Here is a 25,736-nt window from a genome sequence, read left to right as displayed (position 1 = left end):
CAAGGAGCCGCATGGAAAACAGGACCTTCGCAGTCTTCAAGTACAGACACCGCGAAGCGGGTTCGTTCACGGCAATGAGGGCGCTGAAATACCTGGCAATTGCGGTGCTTGTGCTGTTTTGCGTCGTGCGTTTTTTCCCATTTGGCATGCTGGTGCTGGTCCCGCTCATCATCATCGCCATCCGCAGGCTGAATGCGGCCAAGCTTTACATCGGGCCGCGCTATTTGATCTGCGGTGCTTCGATTATTTACTATCACAACCTGGCCCGGATCACGCTCGAATATGAGAAAGGCACACTGTTGCTACAGACCGTTTCCGGTCGCTCGCTCTTGATCGAGCAGAAGAACTTCCCGACCAATGCGCGCAAGGCGCACAAGGTTGCCGCCAACACGGCTGCCAAGTTCTTCAAGGTGGCGGAAAAGATCGTCGCCAAGGTCAGCGCAACGGCGCCGCAGGTTGAAATCGTGACCAGCGGCCAAGGGCGGAGTTGATGGCGTTGCGCCCGATCCATCTGTTGTACGTTCCGACGTTGTGCTGCAATCTCAGTTGCCGCTACTGCTATCTGGGCGAGCAGACCACGCAAGCCGCGCTCAAGGTGGATGCTGCGCGCGCGGCGGCCACGCTGCGCACGGCGCTGGCCCGGCTCGACGAAGCTGGCGTACTGGCGTTCAACGTCTCGTTGCACGGCGGCGAAGTCACGACGCTGCCGGCAGCAGTGCTCGACGAACTCTTTACGATCATCCGCAGGCATTACCTCGCGCACTTCGATGCGATTGCCGCGTTGGGCCACAAGAAGTCTGCGCCGCACATCAAGACCAATCTCTACACGTTTGCGCCGCTGTATGACCTCTTTGACCGGCACAAGGTCTCGATCAGCGCCAGCATCGACCTGCCGCTGGCCATGCACGCACAATACCGCACCACGCGCGGCGGCAAGCCGTGGCTGGACCGGGCCATCGACAACCTCCGGCTGCTGGCGAAATATCCGCACGCCAAGAAAATTTCGGCCACCCTGTGCCGGGAACACCTGGCGGACATTCCTGCGTTCATCGACGACATCTGGTTCATCCACCGCGAGCTGGGTTTCGACATGAACAACTTCAACATCATGTTCGCCTTTGCCTCGGGGCTGAACAGCGCGGCCAAGGGCGGCGACGTGTTGCAGCCCGTGCCGCCGGACCTGCAACTGGCGCTCTACGAGGCGCTGAACCGCGAATTCACCGGCACCGAACTCGAAGACGGGCTGCGACGCAACTGGTTCGACGAATTCAAGCCGAGTTACTGCACCAATGCCTTCAACTGCGGCGAACGCTTCTACCTGCTGCAAAGCGATGGTGCGGTGTATTCCTGCGTGCGCGGGCAGGGGCTCGAGGAATTCCATTACGGCAACCTGCTGACCGATCCGGTCGGGGAGGTGCTCGATGCCGGCGCGCGCAAGATTTGTCTCGCGCATCAGGAACAGGGTTTCGACGAAGCTTGCCGCCACTGCGAATACCTGCACCTGTGCCGGACCGGTTGCCCGGTGGTGAAACGGCAAAGCGGCTGCGGGCGCTCCTATACCTGCGAGTTGCAGAAAGCGATCTACCGCGACAACCCGGCAAGCTTCCCGCCCGCCAGTCCGGACGGGCAGCAGGCGTATGCGCGCGAGTATGCCCAGGGCATGCATCCGCATCTGGTCGTCTCCGGCGAGATTCCGCTGCCGAAACCGGCGCCCGCCGTCGTGCTGCCGCGCGATCTTTACGAGGACAAGAACGCGCTGCAATCCCTGATCGAGTCCGACCCGGTTTTGCAGACGCTCTACAGCGACGATGCCTTCATTCTGGAGTTGCCCAATGAGACGGTGGCGCTGACTTCGCAGTTGCTGAAGCCGCACGCAACTTGGTACACGCTGGCGGCGGGCGAGCGGCTGGTGCTGCACGTGCGCAAGTCGGTGTTCGAAGCCGGATGCGACGAGCCGATCCGCAATACGCTGTATCTGCAGATGCTGCGCGATACGCCGGTGGTATATGGCGACGAGCGCCGCACCAAGCAGGAGCACCTGTTCACCTACCAGCTCTATGCCAATTGCCTCATGCCCAGCGACCGCTTCGGCCCGGAATTCGTGATGGTTGATCTGTCCGGCATTGTCGATCTGCATGCCGGTTTGTACCGCGAAGGTGTACTGAACAACCTGTTCGTGACCACGCTTTACCTGCGCGAGTATCATTACCAGAAGCAGAAAGCGAACGCGTTCTACCATATCCAGGCAGTGAACCTGCCGTTCCAGAACCTTGAATTCCATTACCTGCCGCGGAGGATGCCGGATGAACGCCCAGGAACTTGAAAAAATCGCGTTTACCGTCGAGCGTTTTCTGGATGCGTGCCATTGGGCAGACGGCCAAGCGCGCACGCAGGTGGAAGAAGATATCGTCAGCCGTTTTGCCGAAGGCAAGGCCGGGCGGGATTACGTGGTCTACAACCAGAACAAGCTGTTCTATTACCGCAATGGCCGGGTGTTGACGAGCCATGCTGCCGCGGAGGCAACGCAGGACAAGACCGTCTGGTGCGACGGGCTGAAAATCTCGGCAATCGATCCGCAGATGTACTGCCTGACCGGGCAAACCGTCATGCTGGGGGCTGGCGGGCTGGCGCTGGGTGCAGCGGCAACGGCGTATGCCGACGGTGATGCCAAGGCCAGGCAGAACAAGCGCGACCAGGGCGGGAACAGCAACAATAACAACAATAATAACAACAACAATAACAATAATAACAACAACGGGTGATGGGCCGTTTGCGCTTGCCGTGACGGCGTAATGCCGTTCATTTAAGGATTTTCATGCGCCTGCGGCGCGGGATTTACAGCCGGTTCCGCCCGGCAGGCAGGAAGGGGTATTTGTCTCGCCAAATACCCCTTCACCCCAAAGGCGAGCCCACTCCGGCGCCCCTGCGGGGTTCCCTGCGATGCTCGCAAGACGCGGCGGCTGCGCAACTCGGCCTGCGGCCTCAAACAGTGCTCGCCGAATTCCCGCGTCTTGCTGTGCTTCTCGGCGCCTTCTAGGGCGGAGCGTGCTGCATGCAACGCTGACCAAGAAAATGTCACTCACTTGGTTTGAGTGAACGGCATTGTCGTAACGATCTGCTTTCCCTTTGTGTCTCCGTGCCTCTGTGGTTCGACCAAGGTTTTCAGGTTTTGGTGCCGGTAATCAGCCGCACTCCCCGCTTGAAAGTCAGGAAAGACCACAGCCAGTGCAGCATCACGGCGATCCGGTTGCGAAAGCCGATCAGGAACATGATGTGTACCACGCCCCACAACCACCAGGCCAATGCGCCTTTCATTTTCATCCAGCCGAAGTCGGCGACAGCGGAATGCCGGCCGATGGTCGCCATGTTCCCCCAGTTGAAATAGCGGAAAGGCGCGGGCGCAGGTTTGCCGGCGAGGCGGGCCAGGATTTGCTTGCCTACATGCTCCCCTCCCTGAATGGCGCCTTGGGCGACGCCGGGAACGGCTTTGCCGGTGGCATCGGTTTGAGCGGCCGTGTCGCCGATTACGAAGACGTTTTCCCGCCCCGGAATACTGAAATCGGGCTTGACCTTGACCCGTCCGGCTTGGTCAGCTTCCACGCCGAGCCATGCGGCGGCCGGAGAAGCCTTGACGCCGGCAGCCCAGATCACGGTGCCGGCGGCGACCTGTTTGTTGCCGATGACGATGCCGGCTTCATTGCAATCGGTCACGCGGGCACCTTCCAGCACTTCCACACCCAGTTTGCGCAGCGATTCTGCCGCCGCTTTGGATAAATCTTCCGGGAAAGAAGCCAGTACGCGAGGCGAGCCTTCGACCAGCATGACGCGGGTCTGTTCCGGGTGGATGCGGCGGAACTCCTTGCTCAGGGCAGCATGCGCCAGTTCGGCAATCGTTCCGGCCATTTCCACGCCGGTCGGGCCGCCGCCGACGATGGCGATGGTCAGGAGGCGCTGGATTTCCTCGGGGTCGTTCGACATCTCGGCGCGTTCGAAAGCGAGCAGTATGCGGTTGCGGATCGCGGTGGCATCGTCGATGGTTTTGAGGCCGGGCGCGAGCGCTTCCCAGTGATCGTTGCCGAAGTAGGCATGCCGTGCGCCGGTGGCCAGAACGAGGTAATCGTAATCGACCTGTTCCGTGCGGCTGCCGATGTTGACCTGCACGTGCCGGGCTTCGGTATCGACCTCATTGACTTCGCCGAGCATCACGGAAACGTTGTGCAGCCCGGCCAGCAGGCTGCGAACCGGCGTAGCGATCTCGGCGGGGGAGAGAATCGCTGCTGCGACCTGGTAGAGCAGCGGCTGAAACAGATGGTGGTTGCGGCGGTCGATAACCACGATGTCGACCGCCGCCTTGTGCAGTGCGCGCACCACGGCCAGCCCGCCGAATCCGGCGCCGACGATGACGATTTTGGGCTTTTTCATGTTGTCTCCGCTGTTGCTTTTTCAATTGATCTAATTGTAAATGAGAATAAAAAGCAATGCGCTTCGCGCGGGCGCAACTATGTCACGCAGAGGCCGGCAAAAATACCCATGATATTGATCGGGTTGGCTGAGAACCTGATTCACAATCTTGCTGCGAAGCCGTGATCGGGGCTCATGCCCTGCTCAAAATCCTCATGTACTCCTTGTACACTCCGGTTTTTGCGCTGCTCTTCACCCCGCTGACGGCTTCTCGCGACAGATTGTGAACAGGTTCTGAGACGATTGATTTTTGCTCCGTCTTGGGTATCTTCACGGGATCGGTTTTGATCGGACTTCATTTATGTCAATTGGGCGCTGGGACATTTTCTGTACGGTAGTCGACAATTTCGGCGATATCGGCGTTTGCTGGCGTCTGGCGCGGCAATTGGCGCAGGAGCATGGGCTGCTGGTCCGGCTGTGGGTCGACGATCTGGCAAGTTTTGCGCGTATCCAGCCGGAGATTGATCCGGCGCTCGATGAGCAGCCATGCCAGGGCGTGATCGTTTGCCGCTGGAGCGATCCGTTTCCCCAAGCCGAGCCTGCCGATGTCGTGGTCGAGGCTTTTGCCTGCGAGTTGCCTCCCGGTTACGTAGCGCGTATGCGTGCCGCCAAGCCGGTCTGGATCAACTTGGAATATCTTTCCGCCGAAGACTGGGTGGAGGGCTGTCATGGCCTGGTTTCACCGCAGGCCGGGCTGGCCAAGTATTTCTTTTTTCCGGGTTTTTCCGGCAGGACCGGCGGAGTGCCAGGCGAGGCGGTCATGCGCGCCGCGAGAGCGCAGTGGTCGCCAGCCGATGGTGCGGCTTTCCTTTCGCGCTTTGCCCCGGTTAACGAAGGAGCGCTGGCGATTTCGCTTTTCGCCTATGAGAACCCGGCGCTGGCCGGGTTGCTTCGCGGCTGGAGCGCGGCGGGGCGTCCGGTGCATGCGTTCCTGCCCGAAGGGCGTCTGTTGCCGCAGGTTCGCCAAGCCTTGGCGGCGCCCGGCTTGAATCCCGGAGAGACCGTCCGGAGCGGGGCGCTGACGCTGACTTGCCTGCCGATGTTGCCGCAGGACGACTACGACCGCCTGTTGTGGAGCTGCGACCTCAATTTCGTGCGCGGTGAGGACAGCTTCGTGCGTGCCCAATGGGCTGCCCGTCCGTTTGTCTGGCATATCTATCCGCAGGACGACGAAGCGCACCACCACAAGCTGACGGCATACATGGACCGCTATGTTGCCGGGATGGATACGGAAGCGGCTGTGTCCTTGCGTAATTTCTGGCTGGCCTGGAACGTGGGCGAGAGCGCGGACAAGGCATGGCCGTCGTTTGAGGTGGCGCTGCCTTTGTTGCAGGCGCATGCGCAAGCCTGGGTGGTCCGACTGACGGCGAACGGGGATCTGGCTGCCAATCTGGTCAAATTTGTTTCCGGCAAGGTACAATAACGGGTTGTTTTTCTAACCCAACCCGCTGTAACAGGACTGCTCAAGCATGAAAACCGCTCAAGAACTCCGCGCCGGCAACGTGATCATGGTCGATGGTCAGCCGCTCGTGGTGCAAAAGGCTGAATACAACAAGTCGGGCCGTAACTCCGCTGTTGTGAAGATGAAGATGAAGAACCTGCTCACCGACGCGCCTTCCGAAGCCGTGTACAAGGCCGACGAAAAGTTCGACGTCGTGGTGCTGGACAAGAAGGATTGCACCTATTCCTACTTCGCCGATCCGATGTTCGTGTTCATGGACACCGAGTACAACCAGTACGAAGTGGAAAAGGACAATCTCGGCGATACGCTGAACTTCATCGAAGACGGCATGAACGATGTCTGCGAAGTGACCTTCTACGAAGGCAAGGCGATTTCCGTTGAACTGCCGACCACCATCGTCCGTACCGTGGCTTACACTGAGCCGGCCGCCCGTGGCGACACTTCCGGCAAGGTAATGAAGACCGCCAAGCTGGCTAACGGCTATGAGCTGCAAGTGGCTGCGTTCATCGAATCCGACGAAAAGATCGAAATCGATACCCGTACCGGCGAATTCAAGAAGCGCGCCAACTGAGCGCTGCTTATTGATCCGGTCCGGTGAAGTTTGAATTTTCGTCGTCATACCGGCGCAGGCCGGTATCCAGTTGCAACACTGAATCAAGCCACTGGACCCCGGCCTGCGCCGGGGTGACGAGTTCAAGCATGATTTGACCGAATCTACAGCACTCAACAAAAACGCCACGGCATGCCGTGGCGTTTTTGTTTGAGGCGACAGGATCAATGAATCACGATTCGGGAGCCAGGTTGCAGGTTGGCGTGCTCCAGATTGTTCCACTTCATCAGATCGACGGCGGCGACATTGAAACGCTTGGCCACGGCTGCCACCGTATCGCCGCGCTTGGCGACATATTGCTTTCTGGTTTGCGCCGGTGCCGCGGCGATGCGCAGGGTCTCGCCGACGGCGACGCGGTTGTTTTTCTTGCCGTTCATGGCGCGCAACTGCGCGACGCTGATGTGGTAGCGCTTGGCGATGCTGAACGCGGTCTCGCCGCGGGCTACGCGGTGCTGCGTAAAGTTTTTCGCCGCGCTCGGTTGGTCGTTTTCCCCGCGGTCTACTGGGTCTGCCAAGCGGTTGGAAGCAAGGGCTGCCAGCGTCTGCCTGTCAGAAACGTCGAGGTGTTCGACCTTGGGAACCAGGATGGTCTGGCCGGCCGCAACGCGCGCCTTGGCTGGAATGTCATTGACGTTCTTGAGTTCGGCCAGCGAGATGCCGAATTGGCCTGCCAGCCTGCTCAGGTCTTCGCCCTTGCGCGTGACATAGGGTTGCCAGTTAAGTAGCGGCTTGTCGTATTTCGCCAGGTTGGTCTGGAAGGTTTCCACCTTGTCTGCGGGCAGAACCAATTTTCGTTCGTCTTTCTGGGCGATGACCGGGCGCATGAAGCCGGGATTGAGACGCAGCAGTTCGGCGACGGGAATTTCGGCGAGTTGGGCTGCGACCCTGACATCCATGTGCCGGTTGTTTTCGATGGCTTTGAAATAGGGTTTGTTGGGGACGTCGGCGATTTCGATGCCATAAGCCGAAGGGTTGGCGATGATGTTGCGTACGGCCATCAGCTTCGGAACGTAGTTGGCGGTCTCGACCGGCATGCGCAGATCGGAATAGGTGGTCGAAAGCCCTGCGTTCTGGTTTTTGGCTACGGCGCGGGCTACGGCATTTTCGCCCCAGTTGTAGGAGGCGAGCGCGAGCTGCCAGTCGCCGAACATGCCGTGGATTTCAGTCAGGTAGTCCAGCGCAGCCGAGGTGGCGGCGACTACGTCGCGCCGACCGTCGTACCACCAGGTACGTTCCAGGCCGTAGCGCTTGCCGGTTTCCGGGATGAACTGCCACATTCCGGATGCGCGCGCAGAGGATTCTGCCTTGGGGTTGTAGGCGCTCTCGATCATTGGCAGGAGGGCGATTTCCATCGGCATGCCGCGTTTTTCCACTTCTTCGACCACGTGGTAAAGGTAACGGCTGCCGCGCTCGATGATGCGGTTCAGGTAGTCCGGACGGTTTGCGTAATACTGTTCCCACTTGCGCACGGTCGGCGAATCGAGATCGGGCATCCGGAAGCCGGTGCGGATTCTTGACCACAAGTCGGGATGCTTCGCGGCATCGGCGATGTTCAGCGTCTGCTTTTCCTCCGCCTGATCTTGTGCCTCGGTGAAGAGCGTGCTGGAGAGGCTGGCAACCTCTTCCGGGGTGGGCTTGGAGGGTTCCTTGAAGGTGAGAGCCGTGCTGCTGAGTTGGTAATCAAGTCGCGAAATGCTGATTCCGGCGGCTTGTTCCGAAGCGAAGGCGCTGGCGCAGAGCGTAGCCAGCAATCCGGCAAGCAGTCGATACTTCATGGGGATGCCCTTGGTGCTGAATAGCTTGGGATGTTAACGACGCAAGGGCGCTGCGTCAATGCATAACCCACTATTTAAAATGGTTTTTCCACTCTCGCAAGGCAGCAAAAACTTCGGTTGGAGTATGTGCTTGCGGCATGTGAAGGCGCGCATTGGCGATGACTTCGGGTACGTCGCAGCGCAGGAAAGGATTGGTGGCTTGTTCGTCTGCAAGCGCCGAAGGCTGGGTGGGCTGTCCATGGGCGATTTTTTCCTGGTCCAGCGCGATGCGCCGGGCGATGACCGGATTGCCGGGTTCCACGGCAGCGGCAAAGCGCAGGTTGGGTAGCGTGTATTCGTGCGCGCTATAGACGAGGGTATCCGGCGGGAGCGCGTTGAGCTTCATCAGCGATGCGTACATTTCTTGCGGTGTGCCGTCGAAAATGCGCCCGCAGCCTGCGCCGAACAGGACGTCGCCGCAGAACAGTGCGCCGTCGCCATAATAGGCGACATGCTCGTCGGTATGGCCCGGCGTGGCGAGCACGCGCCAATCCCGGTCGAGGAGGCGGAGCGTGTCGCCGTCGCGGACCGGATGGGTGACGCCGGGAATCGTGGCGGGGCCATGGACCGGAGCGGGAAACGCGTGGTGCAGCGCGGGGAGCCCGTCCGTGTGGTCGGCATGACGATGCGTCACCAGTATGGCCCGCAGTTCCAGCTGGTTTTGCTGCAGATATTCGACGAGCGGCGCGGCATCGCCGGGGTCGACAGCAACGGCGGAACGGCCTTGCTGCAAAACCCAGATATAATTGGTCTCCAGGCTTGGCAGAGGGTGGATGCTCAACATGACGTACAGGCTCCCTGATCGGAAGGGTTCCAAATGACCCGACTCGATCATTTTGCCGATTGGCTGGCTACGCCGCTAGGGCAGTATTTGGCCGACGAAGAAAACGCATGGTTCGGCCGCGAGGCGGCCGACATATTCGGTTATCGCGCGGTGCAGCTCGAATTGCCGCAGATCCAGTGCCTGCAGACGAATCGCATGCCTTGGCGTGCCACGGCAGGGTTGGCTTCCGGCGTGCAATTGCGTTGCGCGCCCGACCAGTTACCGTTTGCCGAGCAAAGTCTTGACCTGGTTGCGTTGCCGCATGTGCTGGATTTCGTGAAAGACCCGCATGCCGTGCTGCGCGAGGCGGCGCGGGTGTTGATGCCGGAAGGGCGTTTACTGATTACCGGCTTCAATCCCTGGAGTCTGTGGGGGCTGCGCCGTTTCAAGCCCGGGGCGGAAGAAGCCGGTTCGCCCTGGCAGGGCAATGCACTTTCCTTGCCACGGCTGAAGGACTGGCTGGCCCTGCTGGGGCTGGAAACCATTCGCGGCGAATACCTTTGTTACAGCTTGCCGCTGCAACGGGACTCCTGGCTGAATCGTACCCGCTTCCTGGAGCTGGCTGGCGACCGCTGGTGGCCGGCAGCGGGCAGCGTGTATTGCCTCAATGTCGTCAAGCGCGTCAGGGGTATGCGCGTCATCGAGCCGCAGTGGCGACGCGTGCCTTCCGCCAAAGCCAAACCTGCCGCCGTAGCGGAAAAAACACCCATCATCAAAGATTCGGAATGACTCAATTGACCCAAGTCGAGATTTACACCGACGGCGCCTGCAAGGGCAACCCCGGCCCCGGTGGCTGGGGCGCGCTGCTGCGCTGCAACGGACACGAAAAGGAACTCTTCGGCGGCGAGCCGGAAACGACCAACAACCGCATGGAATTGCTGGCCGTGATCTCCGCGCTGAATACGCTGAGCCGGCCCTGTGCGATCATCCTGCATACCGATTCGCAGTATGTGAAGAACGGCATCACGACCTGGATTCACGGCTGGAAGAAAAACGGCTGGAAGACGGCCGACAAGAAACCGGTCAAGAACGCCGATCTGTGGCTGAAACTTGACGAAGCACAACAGCGCCACCGCATCGACTGGCGCTGGGTCAAGGGTCACGCCGGGCATGAATTCAATGAACGGGCCGACGAATTGGCCAATCGCGGTGTCCTGAGCCGCGTATGAACCGAAAGAGGAGGACAATATGATTTTTCTATCGGATGTGCTTCCCCGTTATTGCCCCATGTGCGCTGAACACAAGGCGGAAAATCTGGCCTGGGAAGATGCCAATTACGCGCCTTTCATGGCGGGAGAATCGATCTCCTGCGCATGCGGTGCACATTTCCAGTACGTGCCGCGCGCCGCGCTGCTCGAGGCCGGCAAGCCTTGGGGCGATTTGCACCATTATCTGAAGGACTGAGTTTCCGTGCGACAAATCATTCTGGATACCGAAACAACCGGTCTGCGCGTCGAGGACGGCAACCGCATTCTGGAAATTGCTGCGGTAGAGATGCTCAACCGCAAGGTATCGCCACCAGAGCACCATTTGCACCGCTACATCAACCCGGAACGTGAAAGCGAAGAGGGCGCGCTCAATGTGCACGGCCTGACGCAGGAATTCCTGGCCGACAAGCCGAAATTTGCCGACATCGCGCACGAGTTTCTCGATTTTGTGCGCGGCGCAGAGTTGATCATCCACAACGCGCCGTTCGATGTCGGCTATCTCAACATGGAGCTGGAGCGCCTGGGGCTTGGCAAGATCACCGATCACGTCAGCGGCATCGTCGATACGCTGGCGCTGGCCAAAGACCAGTTCCCGGGCAAGCGCAACAACCTGGATGCGTTGTGCGACCGCTTCGAGGTCGACCGCAGCAACCGGGTGCTGCACGGCGCGCTGATCGACTGTGAGTTGCTTGCCGAGGTTTACCTGTGCCTCACGCGCGGACAGGACAGCCTGCTGATCGATTTCGGCGGCGCAGCCAGCTCCGGCGGCGAGGCCGGCCAGGCGACGGCCTTCCGTCCCAATGGGCCACTGAAAGTACTGCCGGCGAGCGAGGAAGAGCTGGCCGAGCATGCGGCTTACCTGGATACGCTGGACAAGAGCGTCAAAGGTACCTGCATGTGGCGAGCGCTCGAAAACCCGCCGCAAGTCGAGGCAGCGGCATGAGCTGTTTTGCGTTGATCCCGGCGGCCGGTTCCGGCTCGCGCATGGGGGCGGCCACGCCCAAGCAATATCTCGATCTGCTGGGCAAACCGCTGATCTGGCACACGGTCCGCGCGCTTGCTGCCGTACCGGAAATCGAGCGTGTTTGTGTGGTGATCAGCCCTGGCGACGAGTGGTGGGATTGCTACGACTGGTCGGAGTTTCCGCGCTTGCAGGTATTGCGTTGCGGCGGCGCGACGCGTGCCGAATCGGTCTTGAACGGCCTGCGTGTGGCAACTGTGGCGGATGACGACTGGGCGCTGGTGCACGATGCGGCTCGTCCGTGCCTGGAGCCGGAACACGTCAGTGCGATGATCGACGAATTGCGGGACGACGCCGTGGGCGGCATCCTGGCCGTGCCGGTGGCCGATACCCTGAAGCGGGCTGCAGTCGGCGACCGTATCGCGCGCACCGAACCGCGTGACGGCCTGTGGCAGGCGCAAACGCCGCAGATGTTCCGCCGTGGCGAGCTGATCGCGGCGCTGGCTTCCTTCATGGGGCCGGACATTACCGACGAGGCGAGCGCCATTGAGAAGCAGGGCCTGGCGCCGCAATTGGTCATGGGCAGCCCGTGGAACCTCAAGGTGACGTATCCGCAGGACCTGCGGCTGGCGGCGTTGATTCTGCAGGGCCGATAATCCTTAAAACCCCGGTTGAACCACAGAGGCACAGAGAACACAGAGAAAACTCAAACCGTTATGTCTTGAGATTGCCTCAGCCAATGAGTGAGGCAGTAAAACACTTAAGGGCTAATTTCTCGCTTTTCTCTGTGCCTCTGCGTCTCTGTGGTGAAGGATTTTGGACAATTTTGGCAGTTACACGATTTTCAAAGGATTCAAAATGCGGATTGGACAGGGCTGGGACGTGCACCGGCTGGTTGAGGGGCGCAGGCTGATTCTGGGCGGCGTGGAAATTCCGTTCGAGAAGGGCTTGCTCGGGCATTCGGATGCCGATGCTTTGCTGCATGCAATTACCGATGCCGTGCTGGGGGCTGCAGGGCTGGGCGACATCGGGCGGCATTTTCCCGATACCGCTGCCGAGTTCGCCGGCGCCGACAGTCGGGTATTGTTGCGCGAGGCGGTGCGTCGGGTGGGCGAGGCCGGCTGGTGCGTGGGCAATGTCGATGCCAGCATCCTGATCCAGCGCCCTAAAATGGCGCCGCACATTCCGGCCATGGTGGCCAACATCGCCGCCGACCTCGGCGTCGAACCGGCGCAGGTCAACGTCAAGGCCAAAACCTACGAAACGCTCGGCCCGGTTGGCGAATCGCTGGCCGTCGAAGCGCAGGCGGTTTGCCTGTTGCTGCCGGTCTAAAAACAATTTCACCACAGAGGCACAGAGATCGGGAGAAAAGCAAAGACTGGAAGGTTTTGAAATATCGGGTGTCGTCCAATGACTCTGGATTGCAGCGCTTTTCCCTCCGGGTTCTCTGCGCCTCTGTGTCTCTGTGGTTAAACAGCTTTTTCAGGATTTTTGAATGCTCACAACAAACAATCGCGACGATTTCTGGCAGGCATTGGATGCGCTGCTGCCGCAATCTCAACTGGTGATCGACCGCCCGCGTGGCTTCCGTCATCCGCGCTTCACGGATTTCATCTATCCGCTGGACTACGGTTACCTGGAAGGAACGCTTTCCGCTGATGGAGAGGGGCTGGATGTCTGGCTGGGTGTGGCGGCTGAAGGCAAGTCGCTGGCGGATTGCCGAGTGTGCGGCGTGATCGCGAGCGTCGACCTCGACAAGCGCGATGCCGAGCTCAAGTTGCTGCTCGACTGCTCTGACGAGGAGATGCTGGCGATTGAAAAAATCTACAACCGGATCGAATGCATTCGCGGATTGCTGATTGTCCGGCACTGAGCGGGGGTTCAATGCCGGATGCTTTTACGTCGGGGATGAAATCCCGTCGGCTGGCCCGGCCCGCAAGCCCAGCAATACCGAGAGAAAGTCCGCAATCAGGGGCGAGGTGTTGCCCCGGCGCACGGCGGCGGCGAGCGTGACGTAGGCACCTTCGTCGCGGATCGGCAGGTAGCGGACGCAATCGATGTGGACGCATTCCAGCGGCTGCGGCAGCAATGCCACGCCGAAACCGGCGGCGACCAGCCCGATCTGGGTTGTGGCCTCGCGCGCTTCCTGCACGACGCGCGGCTCGAATCCTGCTGCCAGGCAAAGCTGGCGTTCCTGCAGGTTGAAGCGCTCGCCCATGTCGTGCGGGTAGGTGATGAATCCTTCGTTTTTCAGTTCGTTGAGCCAGACGGCCTCGTTCTTGGCTAGCGGGTGGTTTTCATGGACGACCACGCGCAAGGCATCCCGGGTGATTTCGTGCAGCTCGATTTCGGGCGGAATGTCTGTCCCGGAGTAACGCAACAGGCCGACGTCCAGCCGCCCCGCGAGCAGAGCATCGTATTGTTCGGCGGAAAACAGTCCACTCAAGACCAGTTCGACGCCGGGATGGGCTTCGCGGTAGTCATGCAGAACCTTGGGCAGCAGGTTGGTGAACGGAATCGAGGCGCTGAACCCGATGCGCAGTTCGCCCACATCCCCACGTGCCGCGCGGCGCGCTTCTTCTACCGCATGTTCGGCTTCGGCAAAGATGCGCTTTGCTCCGGTCAGCAAGCGTTTTCCGGCTTCGGTCAGCTCGACTTTCCGGCGCGTGCGCTCGAAAAGCAGCACCCCGAGCTCATCTTCCAGCGCCTGAATTTGTTGGCTCAGCGGCGGTTGGCCGATGTTCAGTCTTTCGGCGGCGCGCGTGAAGTGAAGCTCCTCGGCGACGACCATGAAATACTTCAGATGGCGCAGTTCCATTTATATGTTTTTCTATATTAATCAATAATTAAATATATATTGGACTGTTGTTTTGGGCAAGCCTAGGATTCGTGCATGTCCAAGCGGCGCGCTGCGTCGAAATAAAGCCCGGTATGCCAAGCCCTGCAACGGTCCCTTCCCAAGGAACAACGGCCACGACGGTAGATTGCGGCCAGCAGAAAGTCAATTCTCGAAAACCAGCAGAATCCTCTCCGTCCCGCATCCTTCCGGGATCGCGCGAATACGCCAGCACGACACGCTCGATGGTGCTAGGCGGCTTTGCGACCTTTGCCCTGCTCTACGGTATGCAACCGCTGATGCCGGCTTTTTCGCAGCAATTCCATGTCAGCCCCGCCGCCGCGAGCGGCGTGATCTCCGCGGCAACGGGTGCAATGGCGCTGTCGCTGATCCCGGCGAGCCTTCTGGCCAATCGTTTTGGCCGCAAGACGGTGATGAGTGTCTCGCTCATGCTTTCCGCCTTGCTGACGCTGCTGTCTGCGGTAGCGGTCGATTTCCAGCAACTGGTGATCCTGCGCGCGCTGCTGGGTGTGGCGCTGGCCGGCCTGCCGGCCGTGGCCATGGCCTATCTGAGCGAGGAAATCGATCCCGACGTGCTGGGGCGCGCCATCGGCCTGTATATCGCGGGCAACGCGCTGGGTGGCATGTGCGGCCGTTTTGCCATGGCCATCCTCGCGGATCATTTTTCCTGGAGAGTAGCTACGCTGGTGTTGGGAGGGGCGGGTTTACTGTCAGCCATCGAGTTCTGGCGCAGCCTGCCTGAATCGCGCAATTTCCAGCCGTCGGGCGTGACGGTCAAGCGCACCATGGCAGCGGCGCGCCGCCATTTTTCCGATGCCGGCTTGCCCTGGCTTTTCCTGACCGGCTTCATCCTGATGGGTTGTTTTGTCAGCCTGTTCAATTACCTGGCCTACCGACTGGCGGCAGCACCCTATGGCTACAGCCAGAGCCAGATCAGCGTGATCTACTCGCTCAATGCTGCAGGCATCGTGGCCTCGCCCTGGGCCGGCAGGCTTGCGGACCGCTTCGGGCGGCGCAACGTGCTGTGGATCATGGCGCTATGCATGCTGGCCGGACTGGTGTTGACCCTGGCCAGCCCGATTGCGCTGATCTATCTCGGTACGGCGGTGTTTTCGTTCGGGTTCTTCGGCGGGCACTCGATTGCCAGCAGTTGGCTGGGTTTTCGCGCCGTACGCAACAAGGCGCTCGCCACCGCGCTGTACCTGAGCATCTATTACCTTGGCTCCAGTTGCCTGGGCTCGGTGACCGGGTTCATGTGGAACTGGGCGCAATGGAACGGCGTCGTGCTGCTGCTGGGCGTGTTCCTGCTGGCAAGTTTCGCGGTGGCGCTCAAGCTGCGCAAGCTGGCGCCGCGGCTGGCGAGCTGAAACCTGTTTGCCGGGAGATTGAGCGTCCCAGTCCTGGCGCTCGCTCGCTGGCATCACCTCGGCGTGTGTCAGCCGTAGGGCACACTCGAAGCGGAGCGCAGTGCGCCAAATGTGCCCGGCCCGTTAGCCTGCCCCTCTGGATGAATGTCTTGCACCTCCAAGCGGTAGCTCGATCACGCAATGCATCAGTCGATTTGCCGCGGCAAACCAAATATCCGGCGCACTACGCTACGCTTTGAGTGCGCCCTACACCCCTTGGGGCTGTGCTATCATCGCGCCCAATTACGACCAGTTTTTCGGGTGAAAAAACATGAACCTCTGCGGCGCGCATTTGCTCTCGATTGCCCAATTTGGCAACCTTTCCGACCTCCGGCAAATTTTCGACGTGGCTCGCGAGCTTGAGGTTTATGCCCGCCGCGAGCGCGTCACGCGCGTGCTGGAAGGCGCGGTGATGGCGAGCCTGTTTTTCGAGCCGAGTACCCGCACCCGCATCAGCTTCGAATCGGCGTTTGCCCTTCTGGGCGGTACGGTGACGAGCACGACCGGCTTTACCTTTTCCTCGATGGCCAAGGGCGAGTCGATCTACGACACCAGCCGCGTGATCAGCGGTTATGCCGACGTGATGGTGGTGCGCCATCCGGAAGTCGGTTCGGTCGCCGCTTTTGCCGATGCCAGCAGCGTGCCGGTGATCAATGCCGGCGACGGCCCCGGCGAGCACCCGACGCAGGCGCTGCTCGACCTCTACACCATCATGAAGGAGCGTCGCTGCGAACTGGAAGACGTGGACGGCATTACGATTGCCATGATCGGCGACCTGAAGCACGGCCGCACCGTGCACTCGCTGACCAAGCTGCTGTCGCTGTTCAAGAAAATCAGCTTCCGTTTCGTTTCCCCGGCCGAATTGGCAATGCCGGAATACATTCTGGAAATGCTGCGCGAACGCGGCCATGAGGTGTTTATCACCGAGAATCTGCCCGAAGGCGTGGCCGGTGCCGACGTGATCTACATGACGCGCATCCAGGAAGAACGTTTCGCTTCGGTGGAAGACTACCAGCGCCATCGCGGCTGCTACACGGTAAGCCGCGACGTGTTCTCCCGTTTCTGCAAACCGGAGGCGATCATCCTGCATCCGCTGCCGCGCGATTCCCGCCCCGGCTCCAACGAAATCGACGTGGACCTGAACGACCATTCGCAACTGGCGATCTTCCGCCAGACCGACAATGGCATCCCGATCCGCATGGCGCTGTTTACGCTGGCGCTGGGCGTATCCGACCAGATCCACCGCGACAGCCGGCCGGTAAACTGGTTCTACCGGCCCCGCAACTGATTGCGGTGAGGCAAACAAAACGGCAGGCTTGGCGCCTGCCGTTTTTCATGGCGAACGCGTTGCCGATCAGGCGAAGCGCTTGGCTACCACGTCCCAGTCCACGAGCTTCCAGAACGCTTCCAGATAGTTCGGGCGGCTGTTGCGGTAGTCGATGTAGTAGGCGTGCTCCCAGACGTCGGCGGTCAGTAGTGCAACGTCGGCGGTGGTGAGCGGCGTTGCCGCGGCGGTGGTGTTGACGATGTCGAGGCTGCCGTCGGGTTTCTTCACGAGCCAAGTCCAACCGGAACCGAAGTTGCCGACGGCCGAGGCGTTGAAAACTTTCTTGAACTCATCGAACGAGCCCCACTTGGCGTTGATGGCATCGGCAATCTTGCCGGACGGCGCGCGGGTTTCCGACGCCGGGTTGGGCTTGAGGCCGAACCAGAAGAAGGTGTGGTTCCAGACCTGTGCGGCGTTGTTGAAGAGACCGCCAGCCGGAGCGCTTTTCACGATGTCTTCAAGCGTTTTGGCTTCGTTGTCCGTGCCCTTGATCAGGTTGTTCAGGTTGGTCACATAAGCCTGGTGATGCTTACCATAATGGTATTCAAGCGTTTCTTTGGACATATGCGGTTGCAGGGCATCCAGCGCGTAGGGCAGGTCGGGCAGTTTGTGCTCCATTCTTGTCTCCAGTCAGATTGGTGAAGTGGTAATGAGAAAGATGGTGCGACTTGATCTCATTTTCAAGGTGGAAATTGCCAATCGGTTCATGTGAAGATTTTGGCGCGATATTTAGTAGTCAGTCACGCAGACTCTGCTATGTTCAGCACGCCCTGCATCCCCCATTCGTTTTGTCGCTCATCCTCGCCATAGCCCTGCCATGGCTGCGGTTCGCTTCGCGCGCATGGGGCGCAGATGCGTGCCTCGGCATCCACGCAAACCTGCGTGACTGACTACTAGCCCTGTGTTATCGTGCCTTTCAAACAAGGCCCAACCCCGTTCTGAGACCATGAGCATTCTTTCCCTGATTCTGGCGCTGGCGCTGGAGCAATTCCGCCCCATCAGCAGCCGCAACCGTTTCTATCTGGCCTTTATCCGCTTCGCCAACAAGCTGGAGCGCGGCTTCAACGCGGGCGAATACCGCAACGGCGTGCTGGCCTGGTGCGTGGCCGTGCTGCCGCTGATTCTGGTCGGGACGGGTGGCTACTGGCTGTTCATTTACAAGGGCAGCGTGATCCTGGCGCTGGCCTGGAATGTGCTGTTCCTCTATTTTACCATGGGCTTTCGCCAGTTCAGCCATGCCTTTACCGGCATCACCAAGGCGTTGAAGGTGGAAGACCTCGACGGCGCGCGGACATTTCTGGCCGACTGGACCGGGCAATCCACTTCCGAATTGACCGCCGACGAAGTCGCCAAGCTTACGATCGAGCAGGGCGTGGTCGATTCCTACCGTTACGTGTTCGGTACCATTTTCTGGTTCGTGGCGCTGGCATGGATTGCCGGCCCGGCCGGGGCGCTGGTTTACCGCGCTGCTTGTCTGTTGCAGCAGAAATGGCGCGGCAACGAGCCGTTCGGTGCCTTTGCCACCTCGATTCTTGGCATGATGGACTATATCCCGGTGCGTCTGGCCGCCGCCGGCTTTGCCGTGATGGGCGATTTCGAAGACGCAGTGTACTGCTGGCGCATGCAGGCCAAGGAATGGGCCGATTACGACTACGGCATCCTGCTGGCCTCCGGCGCTGGCGCGCTCGGCGTGCGCCTGGGCGAAGCGGTGCATCAGGACCACACGGTGCGGTTCCGCCCCGAGCTGGGAACGGGCGCCCCTGCCTGCGCGGATGACTTGCCCGGCGCAGTGGGCCTGGTGTGGCGCTCGGTGCTGCTGTGGCTGGTGGTGGTGTTGATGCTCAGCATGGCGCAGTGGCTGGCTTGAGTTATTAAGCGACAGCGTCTTCAGTGGACATATTCCGTTACTTCAGTGTGGCTTTAATATCAGTTAACCTATGTCATCGCACATCGTCGCAGCCTTCTTTCTTGCCTTTGCAGTTTGCAGTGGGGGCAGCGCTCAGGTAGTCAGCGAGACCCCGCCAAAGCCTATGACCGTCCTCGATCATCCTCGGTACAAAAGTAATCCCATCTATTTGTTTTTTGAACACTACATTCTCGATGTTATTGGAGAACTTCCGCAGGAGAAGTCCAAGGCAATTCAGGCCATGAATCTCCAGAAGGTTTTCAATACTCGCGTATCTGAATGGCACCAGTCACTTCGAGAGGCATTAGAATTGTCAGGGACTATTGACATTGCGATTCTTGATCTCTGGTACCGCAATCGAGAAATTGCTGCTGCAACGGGTGTTGAATACCTGCCTCAGCAATTCGCCATGGACTTCACGGATGAATATATGAAAGATGGAAGTCAAGTAGATGTTTGGGCGCCCGGAGCTCTCGAATCAGCAAAAAAGAGAATCTCTGCGTACCGCGCAAAACACTCAATCCGCTAGAGCCAACCCGCTGCCTTATGGACGTAAGGGCCGTAGGTGCGATTAGCATAGCGTAATCGCACGCATGGCGTCGGTTGCATTCACGTCACTGATCGGGCGTGTGCTCTGCGACCCAACCAACAACTTTTCTACTTCACTCCACCGCAGGCAGGCTGGCCAGATCCCATCGTGGCTGGATACTGAAGCTGCCGGCCGCTTGGGCGAACGCCAGCCGTTTGGCGCCGGCATGGGCGATCATGGCACCGTTGTCGGTACAGAGCGAAAGCGGCGGATAGAACACTTCGAAGCGGCGTTTCCGGGCCGCATCGTCCAGTGCGGCACGCAGTTGCCGGTTGGCGCCCACGCCGCCGGCGATGACCAGCCGCTTCAGCCCGGTTTGCTTGAGCGCTGCCAGACTTTTCTTCACCAGTACTTCGACAATCGCTTCCTGGAACGCCGCGCAGATGTCCGCCGTGGTGGTTTCATTCAGCGGCGATTGTTCCTTCACCAGATTCAATACCGCAGTTTTCAGCCCGGAAAAACTCATCTCCAGATCACCGGAATGCAGCATCGGGCGCGGCAGCTTGAAGCGCGTGGCATCGCCCTGGTCGGCGAGTTTTGATAGCGCGGGGCCGCCCGGATAGCCCAGGCCCAAGAGCTTGGCGGATTTGTCGAAAGCCTCTCCGGCTGCATCGTCGACCGTTTCGCCGAGCAATTCGTAGTGGCCCACGCCGTGCACGGCCATGAGTTGGGTGTGGCCGCCGGACACCAGCAGCGCCACGAACGGGAAGGACGGGGCGGGGTCGGCCAGGAGCGGCGAGAGCAGGTGGCCTTCGAGGTGGTGGACGGCAATCGTAGGCTTGCCGAGAGCAAAGGCCAGTGCGTTGGCTACGCTCGCGCCGACCAGCAGCGCTCCGGCCAAACCGGGGCCGGCGGTGTAGGCGATGGCGTCGATGTCTGTCAGTTGGCGCCCGGCCTCATCCAGCGTGGCTTGCGTGAGCGGCAGTACGCGGCGGATGTGGTCGCGCGAAGCCAGCTCCGGCACCACGCCGCCGTATTCGGCATGCATGGCGATCTGCGAATGCAGGTGATGCGCAAGCAGACCGGCTTCGGTGTCGTATAGTGCGACGCCGGTCTCGTCACAGGAGGATTCGATGCCCAGAACCAGCATGAAATTGGATCAGTCAGGAAAAGCGCAATGGTAGAGGGTGTGGCAGCAAAGAGCAAAAATTAGCAATGCATGCGGCCACGGCATGCTCAATCAATGTAGCGCAGGCCGGCTTTTTGCAGTGGCTCGCGCATCTGGTACATGTCGAGCCCAAGTATTCCGCTTGCCAGTTTTTCTCTCTTTGCGCGCTCGTTGTTTTCTCGGAATTCGGCGGCATCGGCGACTTGGTGCGCAATCCCGGATGGCACCACGACAACACCGTCCGTATCGGCCACGATCACGTCTCCCGGGTTGACTAGTGCGCCGGCGCATATGACCGGAATATTGACGGCACCCAAAGAAGCCTTGATCGTGCCTTTGGCATGGATTGCGCGGGAAAATGCCGGAAATTTCATTTGTTCCAAGGCATCAACGTCACGAACGCCGCCATCGATGGCCAATCCTGCCGAGCCCCTTGCCTGAAACGATGTAGCCAGCAAGTCGCCGAAAAAACCATCCTCGCAGTCCGAGGTGCAGGCGGCAACGGCCACGTCGCCTGGCTGCAATAGCTCGGCTGCAACATGCAACATCCAGTTGTCGCCGGGTTGCAGCAGGATGGTGACTGCCGGCCCGCAGAATCGGGCTCCTGAATAGACCGGACGCATGTAGGGTTTCATCAGACCAATCCGGCCCATGGCTTCATGTATGGTTGCGACACCAAAATGGGCCAGACGGTCGATGGCGCTTTTGTCTGCTCGGACAATGGTTTTCTTGACGATGCCTAACTGGTTCGTGTTCATGGGGGTGGTTTGCCGTTGATGGAGCGCTGCTTTGTTGCGCTAGACCCAAGCAAGATAGGTACCGGAGCCGGGCAGGTCAATGCAAACAAGAGCAGAAAAATGCACGAAGCCTGAGGGACTCTGAACAGGGGCTCACCGGAGAGGCGGTACTTTGCGCTAGAATTGCGCATTCGTTTCAGAATGCGGAAAGGTTGAGCATGGCGCGCAAGTATTTCGGCACCGACGGGGTGCGCGGTCTGGTGGGCGAGTATCCGATCACGCCCGATTTCGCCATGAAGCTGGGCTTCGCGGCCGGCAAGGTGCTGGCGGCCAAGGAGGCACGCAAGAACGGCGAGCATGCCGGTGTGCTGATCGGCAAGGATACGCGCGTGTCCGGCTACATGCTGGAAGCCGCGCTGGTGGCGGGTTTCACTGCGGCAGGTGTCGACGTGTTCCTGACCGGCCCGCTGCCTACGCCTGGCGTGGCTTACCTGACCCGTGCGTTGCGCCTGTCGGCCGGCGTGGTGATTTCCGCTTCGCATAATCCGTACCACGACAATGGCATCAAGTTCTTCAGTGCCGGCGGCAAGAAGCTGCCCGATGAAGTCGAACTGGCGATCGAAGCGGCCATTGATGAACAACAGCAATGCGTCGGCTCCCGCGAACTGGGCAAAGCCAAGCGCGTGGATGATGCGGCCGGGCGCTACATCGAATTCTGCAAGTCCACCTTCCCCAATGATCTTGATCTGCGCGGGCTCAAGCTCGTGGTCGATTGCGCCCACGGCGCGGCCTACCATATCGCACCACACGTCTTCCACGAACTGGGCGCGGAGGTCGTGACCATCGGTGCGCAGCCCAACGGTTTCAATATCAACGAGGAAGTCGGCGCCACGCATACCGATGCGCTGCGCCGCGCCGTACTGGCCGAAGGCGCCGATTACGGCATTGCGCTCGACGGCGACGGCGACCGCCTGATGATGATCGACCGCGACGGCTCCTTGATCGATGGTGACATGCTGCTCTACGTGCTGGCGCGTCATCGCCAGGACAAGGGCCGGCTGGGCGGCGGCGTGGCGGGAACGCTGATGACCAACCTCGGTGTGGAAAACGCGCTCAAGGCGCGCGGCATCGGCTTTGGCCGCGCCAAGGTTGGTGACCGTTATGTACTGGAAATGCTGCAGGAAAACGGCTGGCAGGTCGGCGGCGAGGGATCGGGGCATCTGTTGTGCCTGGATGCACACACCACCGGCGACGGCATTGTTTCCGCGCTGCAGGTGCTGACGGCGATCCAGGAATCCGGGCGAACCTTGGGCGATTTCTGCAAGGAGCTCACGCTGTCTACCCAGGTTCTCAAGAACGTGCGCATCGCGCGCGGTTTTGATTGCAACGGCAATGAAGCCATCAAGGTAGCGGTTGCCGAGGCTGAAGCGGCGATGGGCAGTGACGGGCGGGTGTTGCTGCGGCCTTCGGGGACCGAGCCGGTGGTGCGCGTGATGGTCGAACATGCCGACAGCGCTACGGCCAGACAATGGGCGGAGAAGATTGCCGGCATCGTGACGCAGGAGGCGCAGGCCTGACCCGGCTTGTTTTGTTTGTTGTTTGGCGGGAATGCCGTTCACTCAAACCAGGTGAACGGCATTTTTCTTGGTCAGCGTCACATGCAGCGCAGAGATGCCCAGCAAGGTGCAAAGGCCTTCAGGAAGGCTCTGAACAAGCAGCCTCAACCCCATCCCCGCTGCGTCTCAAACCGAAGATCCTGGAACGAAGAACCGGCTCATGAATTTTGGTGTAGCGGTACAGCAGGCGGTGGGGACGCTTGTTATCGATATCGGTCGGTTTGACTCGCAGTTTGATCAGCTCGCCGATTTTTCGTGTGACGCAGGCGGTAAAGACAACGCCCTGCTCGATGTGGTTTCTCAGAAGCTGCAATTGCGCACAAGTCAACTCCCCGACCACGAGCCCGTTGTGGAGCGCGACGACAGCCAGGTCCTGTTGCAGTCGGTAAAGCGCCAGGAAGAGCTTGTCGCCTTCCTGGACCTCGCTTGCAACCTGGGGTTTGGTGGCTAGAAGTTGTGCATCGACCTCGGATTGGGCCAGGGGTCCCTGAGGCATGTCCCGCAGGGGCGAAGATTTTTTTCTTGAAACGGGCATGGTTCCTTAGTCCTGAATGGAATGGCGTCCCGATGCCATATCGGTAAAGTCGTATGTTTTTTCCGAAAGCGCGTCCAGTGCCTTGATGGTGATTTCGTCGATCTCGATCCAGCAGGCGTAAATGTGGTGCCCGTCAATGGTCATGGGCGGCCCGGCCCGGTGAGCATGCACGCCCATGCGGCGCAGCAGTCTTTCAATTCCCAGTGGGGAAACCGTGATCAGGCGCTTGGCGCCATGCTGGTAAGCGCAGTGAATGGACGCATGTAGCAATTCGACGCAGATTTCCGATGAAAACTGCGACATGGCGTTTGTGGTCTGGGCAGAAAAATCGACCGTGGCGAAGCGGGAAAGCTCCCATACTTCGGGTGAGCAGGGCGGCGTGACGCCGTTCAGAAGTTGCGGGAACACTTCCGAGAGCAGGTAGGGACTGGTGGTTGGCAGCAATCTGGCGCAGCCGCAGACCGCACCGGAGTCGTTGCGGGCCATGACGTAGACCGTGTCTTCATGATCGAATTGGTCTCGCTCGAATCCATCCTGGACCGGCATGTCCCAACCCAGCAATTCGATAAATACCTTGTGGCGATAGGCGGCGATGGAGCGTTCCGCTTCGGGGGAAATCGTCATTGTCTTGCCATAAATGAGTTCCATGTTGCGCTCCCTGCTGAAGTTGTTTCGGCAGGGAGCATTTCACCTTTGTTTGCGATTCCTCATAACTGTTAAGGTTGACAGGTAATGACCCCTGTTGGGCCAATAATCGGCCATGTGGGCTAATAAATGAGAAATTAAGTAAACGGACGGAAATGTTTCTTTTTTATTTGTGCTTTTTTGCTTTCTTTTTTTGTGTGTCAAATTGGGAGCTACAGCGTGTCCAGCACACGGGCGCTCCAATCGAACGACGATAGCCAGCGCTCCAAAAGAAGGCTGGTCTGTTCCAATCCCAGGTCCTTTTCATGGTTGTCCACGAACATGACATTGCTGCGGACGTCGCCGCTATGCACGCAGTAGGCTTTTCTGTTTTGTCCGTGCAGGTTCCAGTCCCAGCCCAGCGAGACGACCGGGGAGGTTGTACTGATCCATTCGGTGTAACCAAATATCGTGGTACTGGCGCCACATTCGTTTTGCAAAGAGTTGGATGGTTCGTATTCGATACCGGAAAACAGGTGCTCAAACCGAAGTGCTTCGAATTGCGCAAGCGTCAGGCGGATATAGCCATCTGTACATATTGATACCTGATGGGAATTTTGTTGGTATGCTTCGAGCAAGGTAATACTCCTTGGAAATAGGTTGTTGCACCGGTATTGCTCGACGGCCACTGAATGTGGTTTATGGGGAACTCGCATGGAGGCTGAACCGGATTTGTTCTTGTTCGGCATACTAACCGCCCAAGCGGAGGGGCGTAAGTTGTTACTCTTGACAGGTATTGAGCAAAACCGGCGTTTTGGAAGGGGTTGTTTGTGAAAGTTTGGCAGGATAGTCATATCCAGATGCTGCTTGAAGGGGAGTCCGAACAAGCCCTTTTCGAGCACTTGCAAACCATGACGCGAGCCTTGGGATTCGAATACTGCGCCTATGGGTTTCGTGTCCCGTTCCCCCTGACCAATCCCAATATCGTTACTTTCAACAATTACCCTGAGGCGTGGCAGCTCTGCTACCAGGAGCGCGGATACCTTGCGGTCGACCCGACCGTGAAGCATGCCTTGCGCTCATCCTTGCCGCTACTGTGGTCTGACGATGTGTTTGGCTCCAGCCGGGATTTTTGGGAGGAGGCGCGTTCATTCGGTCTGGAAATAGGCTGGGCACAGCCATACCATGGGCCGCAAGGCACCATTGGTTTGCTGACATTGGCCCGTTCGAGCGAAACATTGGGCGAGAAGGAATTGCGCGACAAGATGCAGAAGATGGCGTGGCTGTCGCAGGTCGCGCATATCGGGATGTCGCGCTGTTTGCTGCCCAAACTGATGCCGGAAACCGGGGTGATGCTCACCAGCCGCGAGATCGAAGTATTGCGCTGGACGGCTGAAGGAAAAACCTCCATCGAGATTGCCGATATCCTGCGCGTCAGCAAGCGCACCGTCGATTTCCATGTGAACAACGCCATTGAGAAACTGGGCGTCAACAACAAGACGTCGGCGGCTATTCGGGCCGCCATGCTGGGATTCCTTTCCTGAAAAACCAGGTTGAAGCACAGAGGCACAGGGAATACCGAGAAAAAATAAGCCTCACGCCTTGAGGGCCTGGCAGTAGATAAAACAGGTTCTGTGCACGAGAGGAAAAGGACGTGGCGCGTCAAATGCCTTGTCCTGAGGGTAAATACCC

The 25,736-nt window shown here is 59.5% G+C and carries 29 protein-coding genes; 19 read left to right on the top strand and 10 right to left on the bottom strand.

Translation table 11 applies throughout. The annotated features are described in order from the left end of the window. The first annotated feature begins 11 nt into the window (after window positions 1-11). From BMZ36_RS06765 to BMZ36_RS06755, 3 genes are read left to right on the top strand one after another with little or no spacing between them, the layout of a single operon-like run. Complete coding sequence (locus tag BMZ36_RS06765; protein ID WP_091193240.1) at window positions 12-491, top strand: hypothetical protein; 480 nt, start codon at window positions 12-14, stop codon at window positions 489-491. Then, window positions 491-2,323, top strand: coding sequence for a radical SAM protein (locus BMZ36_RS06760; RefSeq protein WP_218142651.1), 1,833 nt, complete (start codon window positions 491-493; stop codon window positions 2,321-2,323). Before BMZ36_RS06765 ends, BMZ36_RS06760 begins: the two co-directional genes overlap by 1 nt. Further along, window positions 2,304-2,762: a hypothetical protein gene (locus tag BMZ36_RS06755; protein ID WP_091193237.1), complete on the top strand. Its 459-nt coding sequence runs from the start codon at window positions 2,304-2,306 to the stop codon at window positions 2,760-2,762. The genes BMZ36_RS06760 and BMZ36_RS06755 overlap by 20 nt, the downstream gene beginning before the upstream one ends. A gap of 400 nt (window positions 2,763-3,162) precedes the next feature. Here BMZ36_RS06755 and BMZ36_RS06750 read toward each other — a convergent pair whose 3' ends face one another. Further along, window positions 3,163-4,422: an NAD(P)/FAD-dependent oxidoreductase gene (locus tag BMZ36_RS06750; RefSeq protein ID WP_091193234.1), complete on the bottom strand. Its 1,260-nt coding sequence runs from the start codon at window positions 4,420-4,422 to the stop codon at window positions 3,163-3,165. A 340-nt stretch (window positions 4,423-4,762) separates the two neighbouring features. Here BMZ36_RS06750 and earP point away from each other — a divergent pair, with 340 nt between their 5' ends. Both earP and efp read left to right on the top strand, forming a co-directional pair. Continuing rightward, the gene (gene earP / locus BMZ36_RS06745; RefSeq protein ID WP_091193230.1) at window positions 4,763-5,884 is read left to right on the top strand and encodes an elongation factor P maturation arginine rhamnosyltransferase EarP; all 1,122 of its coding nucleotides are present in this window, start codon (window positions 4,763-4,765) and stop codon (window positions 5,882-5,884) included. A 46-nt stretch (window positions 5,885-5,930) separates the two neighbouring features. Then, a complete protein-coding gene (efp, locus tag BMZ36_RS06740) occupies window positions 5,931-6,494 on the top strand; it encodes an elongation factor P (protein WP_091193226.1) in 564 nt (187 codons plus the stop codon). Between the two features lie 7 nt (window positions 6,495-6,501). On the opposite strand, the gene BMZ36_RS14800 is transcribed toward efp, so the two are convergent. The 3 genes from BMZ36_RS14800 to gloB form a co-directional block, all read right to left on the bottom strand. After that, entirely contained in the window at window positions 6,502-6,624 is a 123-nt protein-coding gene (locus BMZ36_RS14800; RefSeq protein WP_281242209.1) for a hypothetical protein, read from the bottom strand. A gap of 73 nt (window positions 6,625-6,697) precedes the next feature. Then, entirely contained in the window at window positions 6,698-8,308 is a 1,611-nt protein-coding gene (locus BMZ36_RS06735; RefSeq protein ID WP_091193222.1) for a lytic transglycosylase, read from the bottom strand. Between the two features lie 70 nt (window positions 8,309-8,378). Further along, a complete protein-coding gene (gene gloB, locus BMZ36_RS06730) occupies window positions 8,379-9,131 on the bottom strand; it encodes a hydroxyacylglutathione hydrolase (RefSeq protein ID WP_091193218.1) in 753 nt (250 codons plus the stop codon). A 33-nt stretch (window positions 9,132-9,164) separates the two neighbouring features. Here gloB and BMZ36_RS06725 point away from each other — a divergent pair, with 33 nt between their 5' ends. The 7 genes from BMZ36_RS06725 to BMZ36_RS06700 all read left to right on the top strand — a co-directional run bounded on the left by BMZ36_RS06725 (window position 9,165) and on the right by BMZ36_RS06700 (window position 13,212). After that, a complete protein-coding gene (locus BMZ36_RS06725) occupies window positions 9,165-9,899 on the top strand; it encodes a class I SAM-dependent methyltransferase (RefSeq protein WP_091193214.1) in 735 nt (244 codons plus the stop codon). Next, window positions 9,896-10,339 carry a ribonuclease HI gene (gene rnhA, locus BMZ36_RS06720; protein ID WP_091193211.1) on the top strand — a complete coding sequence of 148 codons (444 nt, stop codon included), beginning with the start codon at window positions 9,896-9,898 and terminating at the stop codon, window positions 10,337-10,339. Before BMZ36_RS06725 ends, rnhA begins: the two co-directional genes overlap by 4 nt. A gap of 19 nt (window positions 10,340-10,358) precedes the next feature. After that, window positions 10,359-10,574: a hypothetical protein gene (locus tag BMZ36_RS14295; RefSeq protein ID WP_143085994.1), complete on the top strand. Its 216-nt coding sequence runs from the start codon at window positions 10,359-10,361 to the stop codon at window positions 10,572-10,574. 6 nt (window positions 10,575-10,580) lie between these two features. After that, window positions 10,581-11,321, top strand: a complete 741-nt coding sequence (dnaQ, locus tag BMZ36_RS06715; protein WP_091193204.1) for a DNA polymerase III subunit epsilon — start codon at window positions 10,581-10,583, stop codon at window positions 11,319-11,321. Next, window positions 11,318-11,995 (top strand): 2-C-methyl-D-erythritol 4-phosphate cytidylyltransferase, encoded by a 678-nt coding sequence (ispD, locus tag BMZ36_RS06710; protein ID WP_091193200.1) that lies wholly within the window; start codon window positions 11,318-11,320, stop codon window positions 11,993-11,995. The genes dnaQ and ispD overlap by 4 nt, the downstream gene beginning before the upstream one ends. A gap of 202 nt (window positions 11,996-12,197) precedes the next feature. Continuing rightward, the gene (gene ispF, locus BMZ36_RS06705) at window positions 12,198-12,671 is read left to right on the top strand and encodes a 2-C-methyl-D-erythritol 2,4-cyclodiphosphate synthase (protein WP_091193483.1); all 474 of its coding nucleotides are present in this window, start codon (window positions 12,198-12,200) and stop codon (window positions 12,669-12,671) included. Window positions 12,672-12,834: 163 nt separating this feature from the next. Further along, window positions 12,835-13,212 (top strand): inorganic diphosphatase, encoded by a 378-nt coding sequence (locus BMZ36_RS06700; RefSeq protein ID WP_091193194.1) that lies wholly within the window; start codon window positions 12,835-12,837, stop codon window positions 13,210-13,212. A gap of 24 nt (window positions 13,213-13,236) precedes the next feature. Here BMZ36_RS06700 and BMZ36_RS06695 read toward each other — a convergent pair whose 3' ends face one another. After that, on the bottom strand, window positions 13,237-14,157 hold the full coding sequence (locus BMZ36_RS06695) for a LysR substrate-binding domain-containing protein (RefSeq protein WP_091193189.1): 921 nt from the start codon (window positions 14,155-14,157) through the stop codon (window positions 13,237-13,239). A gap of 113 nt (window positions 14,158-14,270) precedes the next feature. Between BMZ36_RS06695 and BMZ36_RS06690 the strand changes: the two genes are divergently transcribed. Both BMZ36_RS06690 and pyrB read left to right on the top strand, forming a co-directional pair. Further along, window positions 14,271-15,563: an MFS transporter gene (locus tag BMZ36_RS06690; RefSeq protein ID WP_177187811.1), complete on the top strand. Its 1,293-nt coding sequence runs from the start codon at window positions 14,271-14,273 to the stop codon at window positions 15,561-15,563. 310 nt (window positions 15,564-15,873) lie between these two features. Further along, a complete protein-coding gene (gene pyrB, locus BMZ36_RS06685; protein ID WP_091193178.1) occupies window positions 15,874-16,890 on the top strand; it encodes an aspartate carbamoyltransferase in 1,017 nt (338 codons plus the stop codon). A 66-nt stretch (window positions 16,891-16,956) separates the two neighbouring features. Here pyrB and BMZ36_RS06680 read toward each other — a convergent pair whose 3' ends face one another. Beyond that, complete coding sequence (locus BMZ36_RS06680) at window positions 16,957-17,547, bottom strand: superoxide dismutase (protein ID WP_091193174.1); 591 nt, start codon at window positions 17,545-17,547, stop codon at window positions 16,957-16,959. Between the two features lie 328 nt (window positions 17,548-17,875). Between BMZ36_RS06680 and BMZ36_RS06675 the strand changes: the two genes are divergently transcribed. Further along, entirely contained in the window at window positions 17,876-18,796 is a 921-nt protein-coding gene (locus BMZ36_RS06675) for a CobD/CbiB family protein (protein WP_091193169.1), read from the top strand. Between the two features lie 70 nt (window positions 18,797-18,866). After that, window positions 18,867-19,364: a hypothetical protein gene (locus tag BMZ36_RS06670; protein ID WP_091193166.1), complete on the top strand. Its 498-nt coding sequence runs from the start codon at window positions 18,867-18,869 to the stop codon at window positions 19,362-19,364. 133 nt (window positions 19,365-19,497) lie between these two features. Here BMZ36_RS06670 and tsaD read toward each other — a convergent pair whose 3' ends face one another. Then, window positions 19,498-20,514, bottom strand: a complete 1,017-nt coding sequence (gene tsaD, locus BMZ36_RS06665) for a tRNA (adenosine(37)-N6)-threonylcarbamoyltransferase complex transferase subunit TsaD (RefSeq protein WP_091193161.1) — start codon at window positions 20,512-20,514, stop codon at window positions 19,498-19,500. A gap of 86 nt (window positions 20,515-20,600) precedes the next feature. Beyond that, the gene (ligK, locus tag BMZ36_RS06660; RefSeq protein WP_091193158.1) at window positions 20,601-21,290 is read right to left on the bottom strand and encodes a 4-carboxy-4-hydroxy-2-oxoadipate aldolase/oxaloacetate decarboxylase; all 690 of its coding nucleotides are present in this window, start codon (window positions 21,288-21,290) and stop codon (window positions 20,601-20,603) included. A 197-nt stretch (window positions 21,291-21,487) separates the two neighbouring features. Here ligK and glmM point away from each other — a divergent pair, with 197 nt between their 5' ends. Next, the gene (glmM, locus tag BMZ36_RS06655) at window positions 21,488-22,846 is read left to right on the top strand and encodes a phosphoglucosamine mutase (protein ID WP_091193155.1); all 1,359 of its coding nucleotides are present in this window, start codon (window positions 21,488-21,490) and stop codon (window positions 22,844-22,846) included. Window positions 22,847-23,045: 199 nt separating this feature from the next. Further along, on the top strand, window positions 23,046-23,336 hold the full coding sequence (locus BMZ36_RS06650; RefSeq protein WP_091193151.1) for a hypothetical protein: 291 nt from the start codon (window positions 23,046-23,048) through the stop codon (window positions 23,334-23,336). A 90-nt stretch (window positions 23,337-23,426) separates the two neighbouring features. Here BMZ36_RS06650 and BMZ36_RS06645 read toward each other — a convergent pair whose 3' ends face one another. Both BMZ36_RS06645 and BMZ36_RS06640 read right to left on the bottom strand, forming a co-directional pair. Next, window positions 23,427-24,068 (bottom strand): acyl-homoserine-lactone synthase, encoded by a 642-nt coding sequence (locus BMZ36_RS06645; protein ID WP_091193147.1) that lies wholly within the window; start codon window positions 24,066-24,068, stop codon window positions 23,427-23,429. Window positions 24,069-24,277: 209 nt separating this feature from the next. Beyond that, window positions 24,278-24,682 (bottom strand): DUF4902 domain-containing protein, encoded by a 405-nt coding sequence (locus tag BMZ36_RS06640; RefSeq protein ID WP_177187810.1) that lies wholly within the window; start codon window positions 24,680-24,682, stop codon window positions 24,278-24,280. A gap of 192 nt (window positions 24,683-24,874) precedes the next feature. Here BMZ36_RS06640 and BMZ36_RS06635 point away from each other — a divergent pair, with 192 nt between their 5' ends. Next, the gene (locus BMZ36_RS06635; protein WP_245747805.1) at window positions 24,875-25,588 is read left to right on the top strand and encodes a LuxR family transcriptional regulator; all 714 of its coding nucleotides are present in this window, start codon (window positions 24,875-24,877) and stop codon (window positions 25,586-25,588) included. The last annotated feature ends 148 nt before the right edge of the window (window positions 25,589-25,736 follow it).

The sequence above is a fragment of the Formivibrio citricus genome (assembly GCF_900115065.1).
Classification (GTDB): Bacteria; Pseudomonadota; Gammaproteobacteria; order Burkholderiales; family Chitinibacteraceae; genus Formivibrio; species Formivibrio citricus.
The sequence above is the reverse complement of the archived record's forward strand: the minus strand, read 5'-3'. Positions and strand labels throughout refer to the sequence as shown.

Excerpts from the sequence above, each read along its gene's own strand:
- BMZ36_RS06765 (WP_091193240.1), top strand. The coding sequence starts at position 12 with ATGGAAAACAGGACCTTCGCAGTCTTCAAGTACAGACACCGCGAAGCG.
- BMZ36_RS06760 (WP_218142651.1), top strand. The coding sequence starts at position 491 with ATGGCGTTGCGCCCGATCCATCTGTTGTACGTTCCGACGTTGTGCTGC.
- BMZ36_RS06755 (WP_091193237.1), top strand. The coding sequence starts at position 2,304 with ATGAACGCCCAGGAACTTGAAAAAATCGCGTTTACCGTCGAGCGTTTT.
- BMZ36_RS06750 (WP_091193234.1), bottom strand. The coding sequence starts at position 4,422 with ATGAAAAAGCCCAAAATCGTCATCGTCGGCGCCGGATTCGGCGGGCTG.
- earP (WP_091193230.1), top strand. The coding sequence starts at position 4,763 with ATGTCAATTGGGCGCTGGGACATTTTCTGTACGGTAGTCGACAATTTC.
- efp (WP_091193226.1), top strand. The coding sequence starts at position 5,931 with ATGAAAACCGCTCAAGAACTCCGCGCCGGCAACGTGATCATGGTCGAT.
- BMZ36_RS14800 (WP_281242209.1), bottom strand. The coding sequence starts at position 6,624 with ATGCTTGAACTCGTCACCCCGGCGCAGGCCGGGGTCCAGTGGCTTGAT.
- BMZ36_RS06735 (WP_091193222.1), bottom strand. The coding sequence starts at position 8,308 with ATGAAGTATCGACTGCTTGCCGGATTGCTGGCTACGCTCTGCGCCAGC.
- gloB (WP_091193218.1), bottom strand. The coding sequence starts at position 9,131 with ATGTTGAGCATCCACCCTCTGCCAAGCCTGGAGACCAATTATATCTGG.
- BMZ36_RS06725 (WP_091193214.1), top strand. The coding sequence starts at position 9,165 with ATGACCCGACTCGATCATTTTGCCGATTGGCTGGCTACGCCGCTAGGG.
- rnhA (WP_091193211.1), top strand. The coding sequence starts at position 9,896 with ATGACTCAATTGACCCAAGTCGAGATTTACACCGACGGCGCCTGCAAG.
- BMZ36_RS14295 (WP_143085994.1), top strand. The coding sequence starts at position 10,359 with ATGATTTTTCTATCGGATGTGCTTCCCCGTTATTGCCCCATGTGCGCT.
- ispD (WP_091193200.1), top strand. The coding sequence starts at position 11,318 with ATGAGCTGTTTTGCGTTGATCCCGGCGGCCGGTTCCGGCTCGCGCATG.
- ispF (WP_091193483.1), top strand. The coding sequence starts at position 12,198 with ATGCGGATTGGACAGGGCTGGGACGTGCACCGGCTGGTTGAGGGGCGC.
- BMZ36_RS06700 (WP_091193194.1), top strand. The coding sequence starts at position 12,835 with ATGCTCACAACAAACAATCGCGACGATTTCTGGCAGGCATTGGATGCG.
- BMZ36_RS06695 (WP_091193189.1), bottom strand. The coding sequence starts at position 14,157 with ATGGAACTGCGCCATCTGAAGTATTTCATGGTCGTCGCCGAGGAGCTT.
- BMZ36_RS06690 (WP_177187811.1), top strand. The coding sequence starts at position 14,271 with ATGCCAAGCCCTGCAACGGTCCCTTCCCAAGGAACAACGGCCACGACG.
- pyrB (WP_091193178.1), top strand. The coding sequence starts at position 15,874 with ATGAACCTCTGCGGCGCGCATTTGCTCTCGATTGCCCAATTTGGCAAC.
- BMZ36_RS06680 (WP_091193174.1), bottom strand. The coding sequence starts at position 17,547 with ATGGAGCACAAACTGCCCGACCTGCCCTACGCGCTGGATGCCCTGCAA.
- BMZ36_RS06675 (WP_091193169.1), top strand. The coding sequence starts at position 17,876 with ATGAGCATTCTTTCCCTGATTCTGGCGCTGGCGCTGGAGCAATTCCGC.
- BMZ36_RS06670 (WP_091193166.1), top strand. The coding sequence starts at position 18,867 with ATGTCATCGCACATCGTCGCAGCCTTCTTTCTTGCCTTTGCAGTTTGC.
- tsaD (WP_091193161.1), bottom strand. The coding sequence starts at position 20,514 with ATGCTGGTTCTGGGCATCGAATCCTCCTGTGACGAGACCGGCGTCGCA.
- ligK (WP_091193158.1), bottom strand. The coding sequence starts at position 21,290 with ATGAACACGAACCAGTTAGGCATCGTCAAGAAAACCATTGTCCGAGCA.
- glmM (WP_091193155.1), top strand. The coding sequence starts at position 21,488 with ATGGCGCGCAAGTATTTCGGCACCGACGGGGTGCGCGGTCTGGTGGGC.
- BMZ36_RS06650 (WP_091193151.1), top strand. The coding sequence starts at position 23,046 with ATGAATTTTGGTGTAGCGGTACAGCAGGCGGTGGGGACGCTTGTTATC.
- BMZ36_RS06645 (WP_091193147.1), bottom strand. The coding sequence starts at position 24,068 with ATGGAACTCATTTATGGCAAGACAATGACGATTTCCCCCGAAGCGGAA.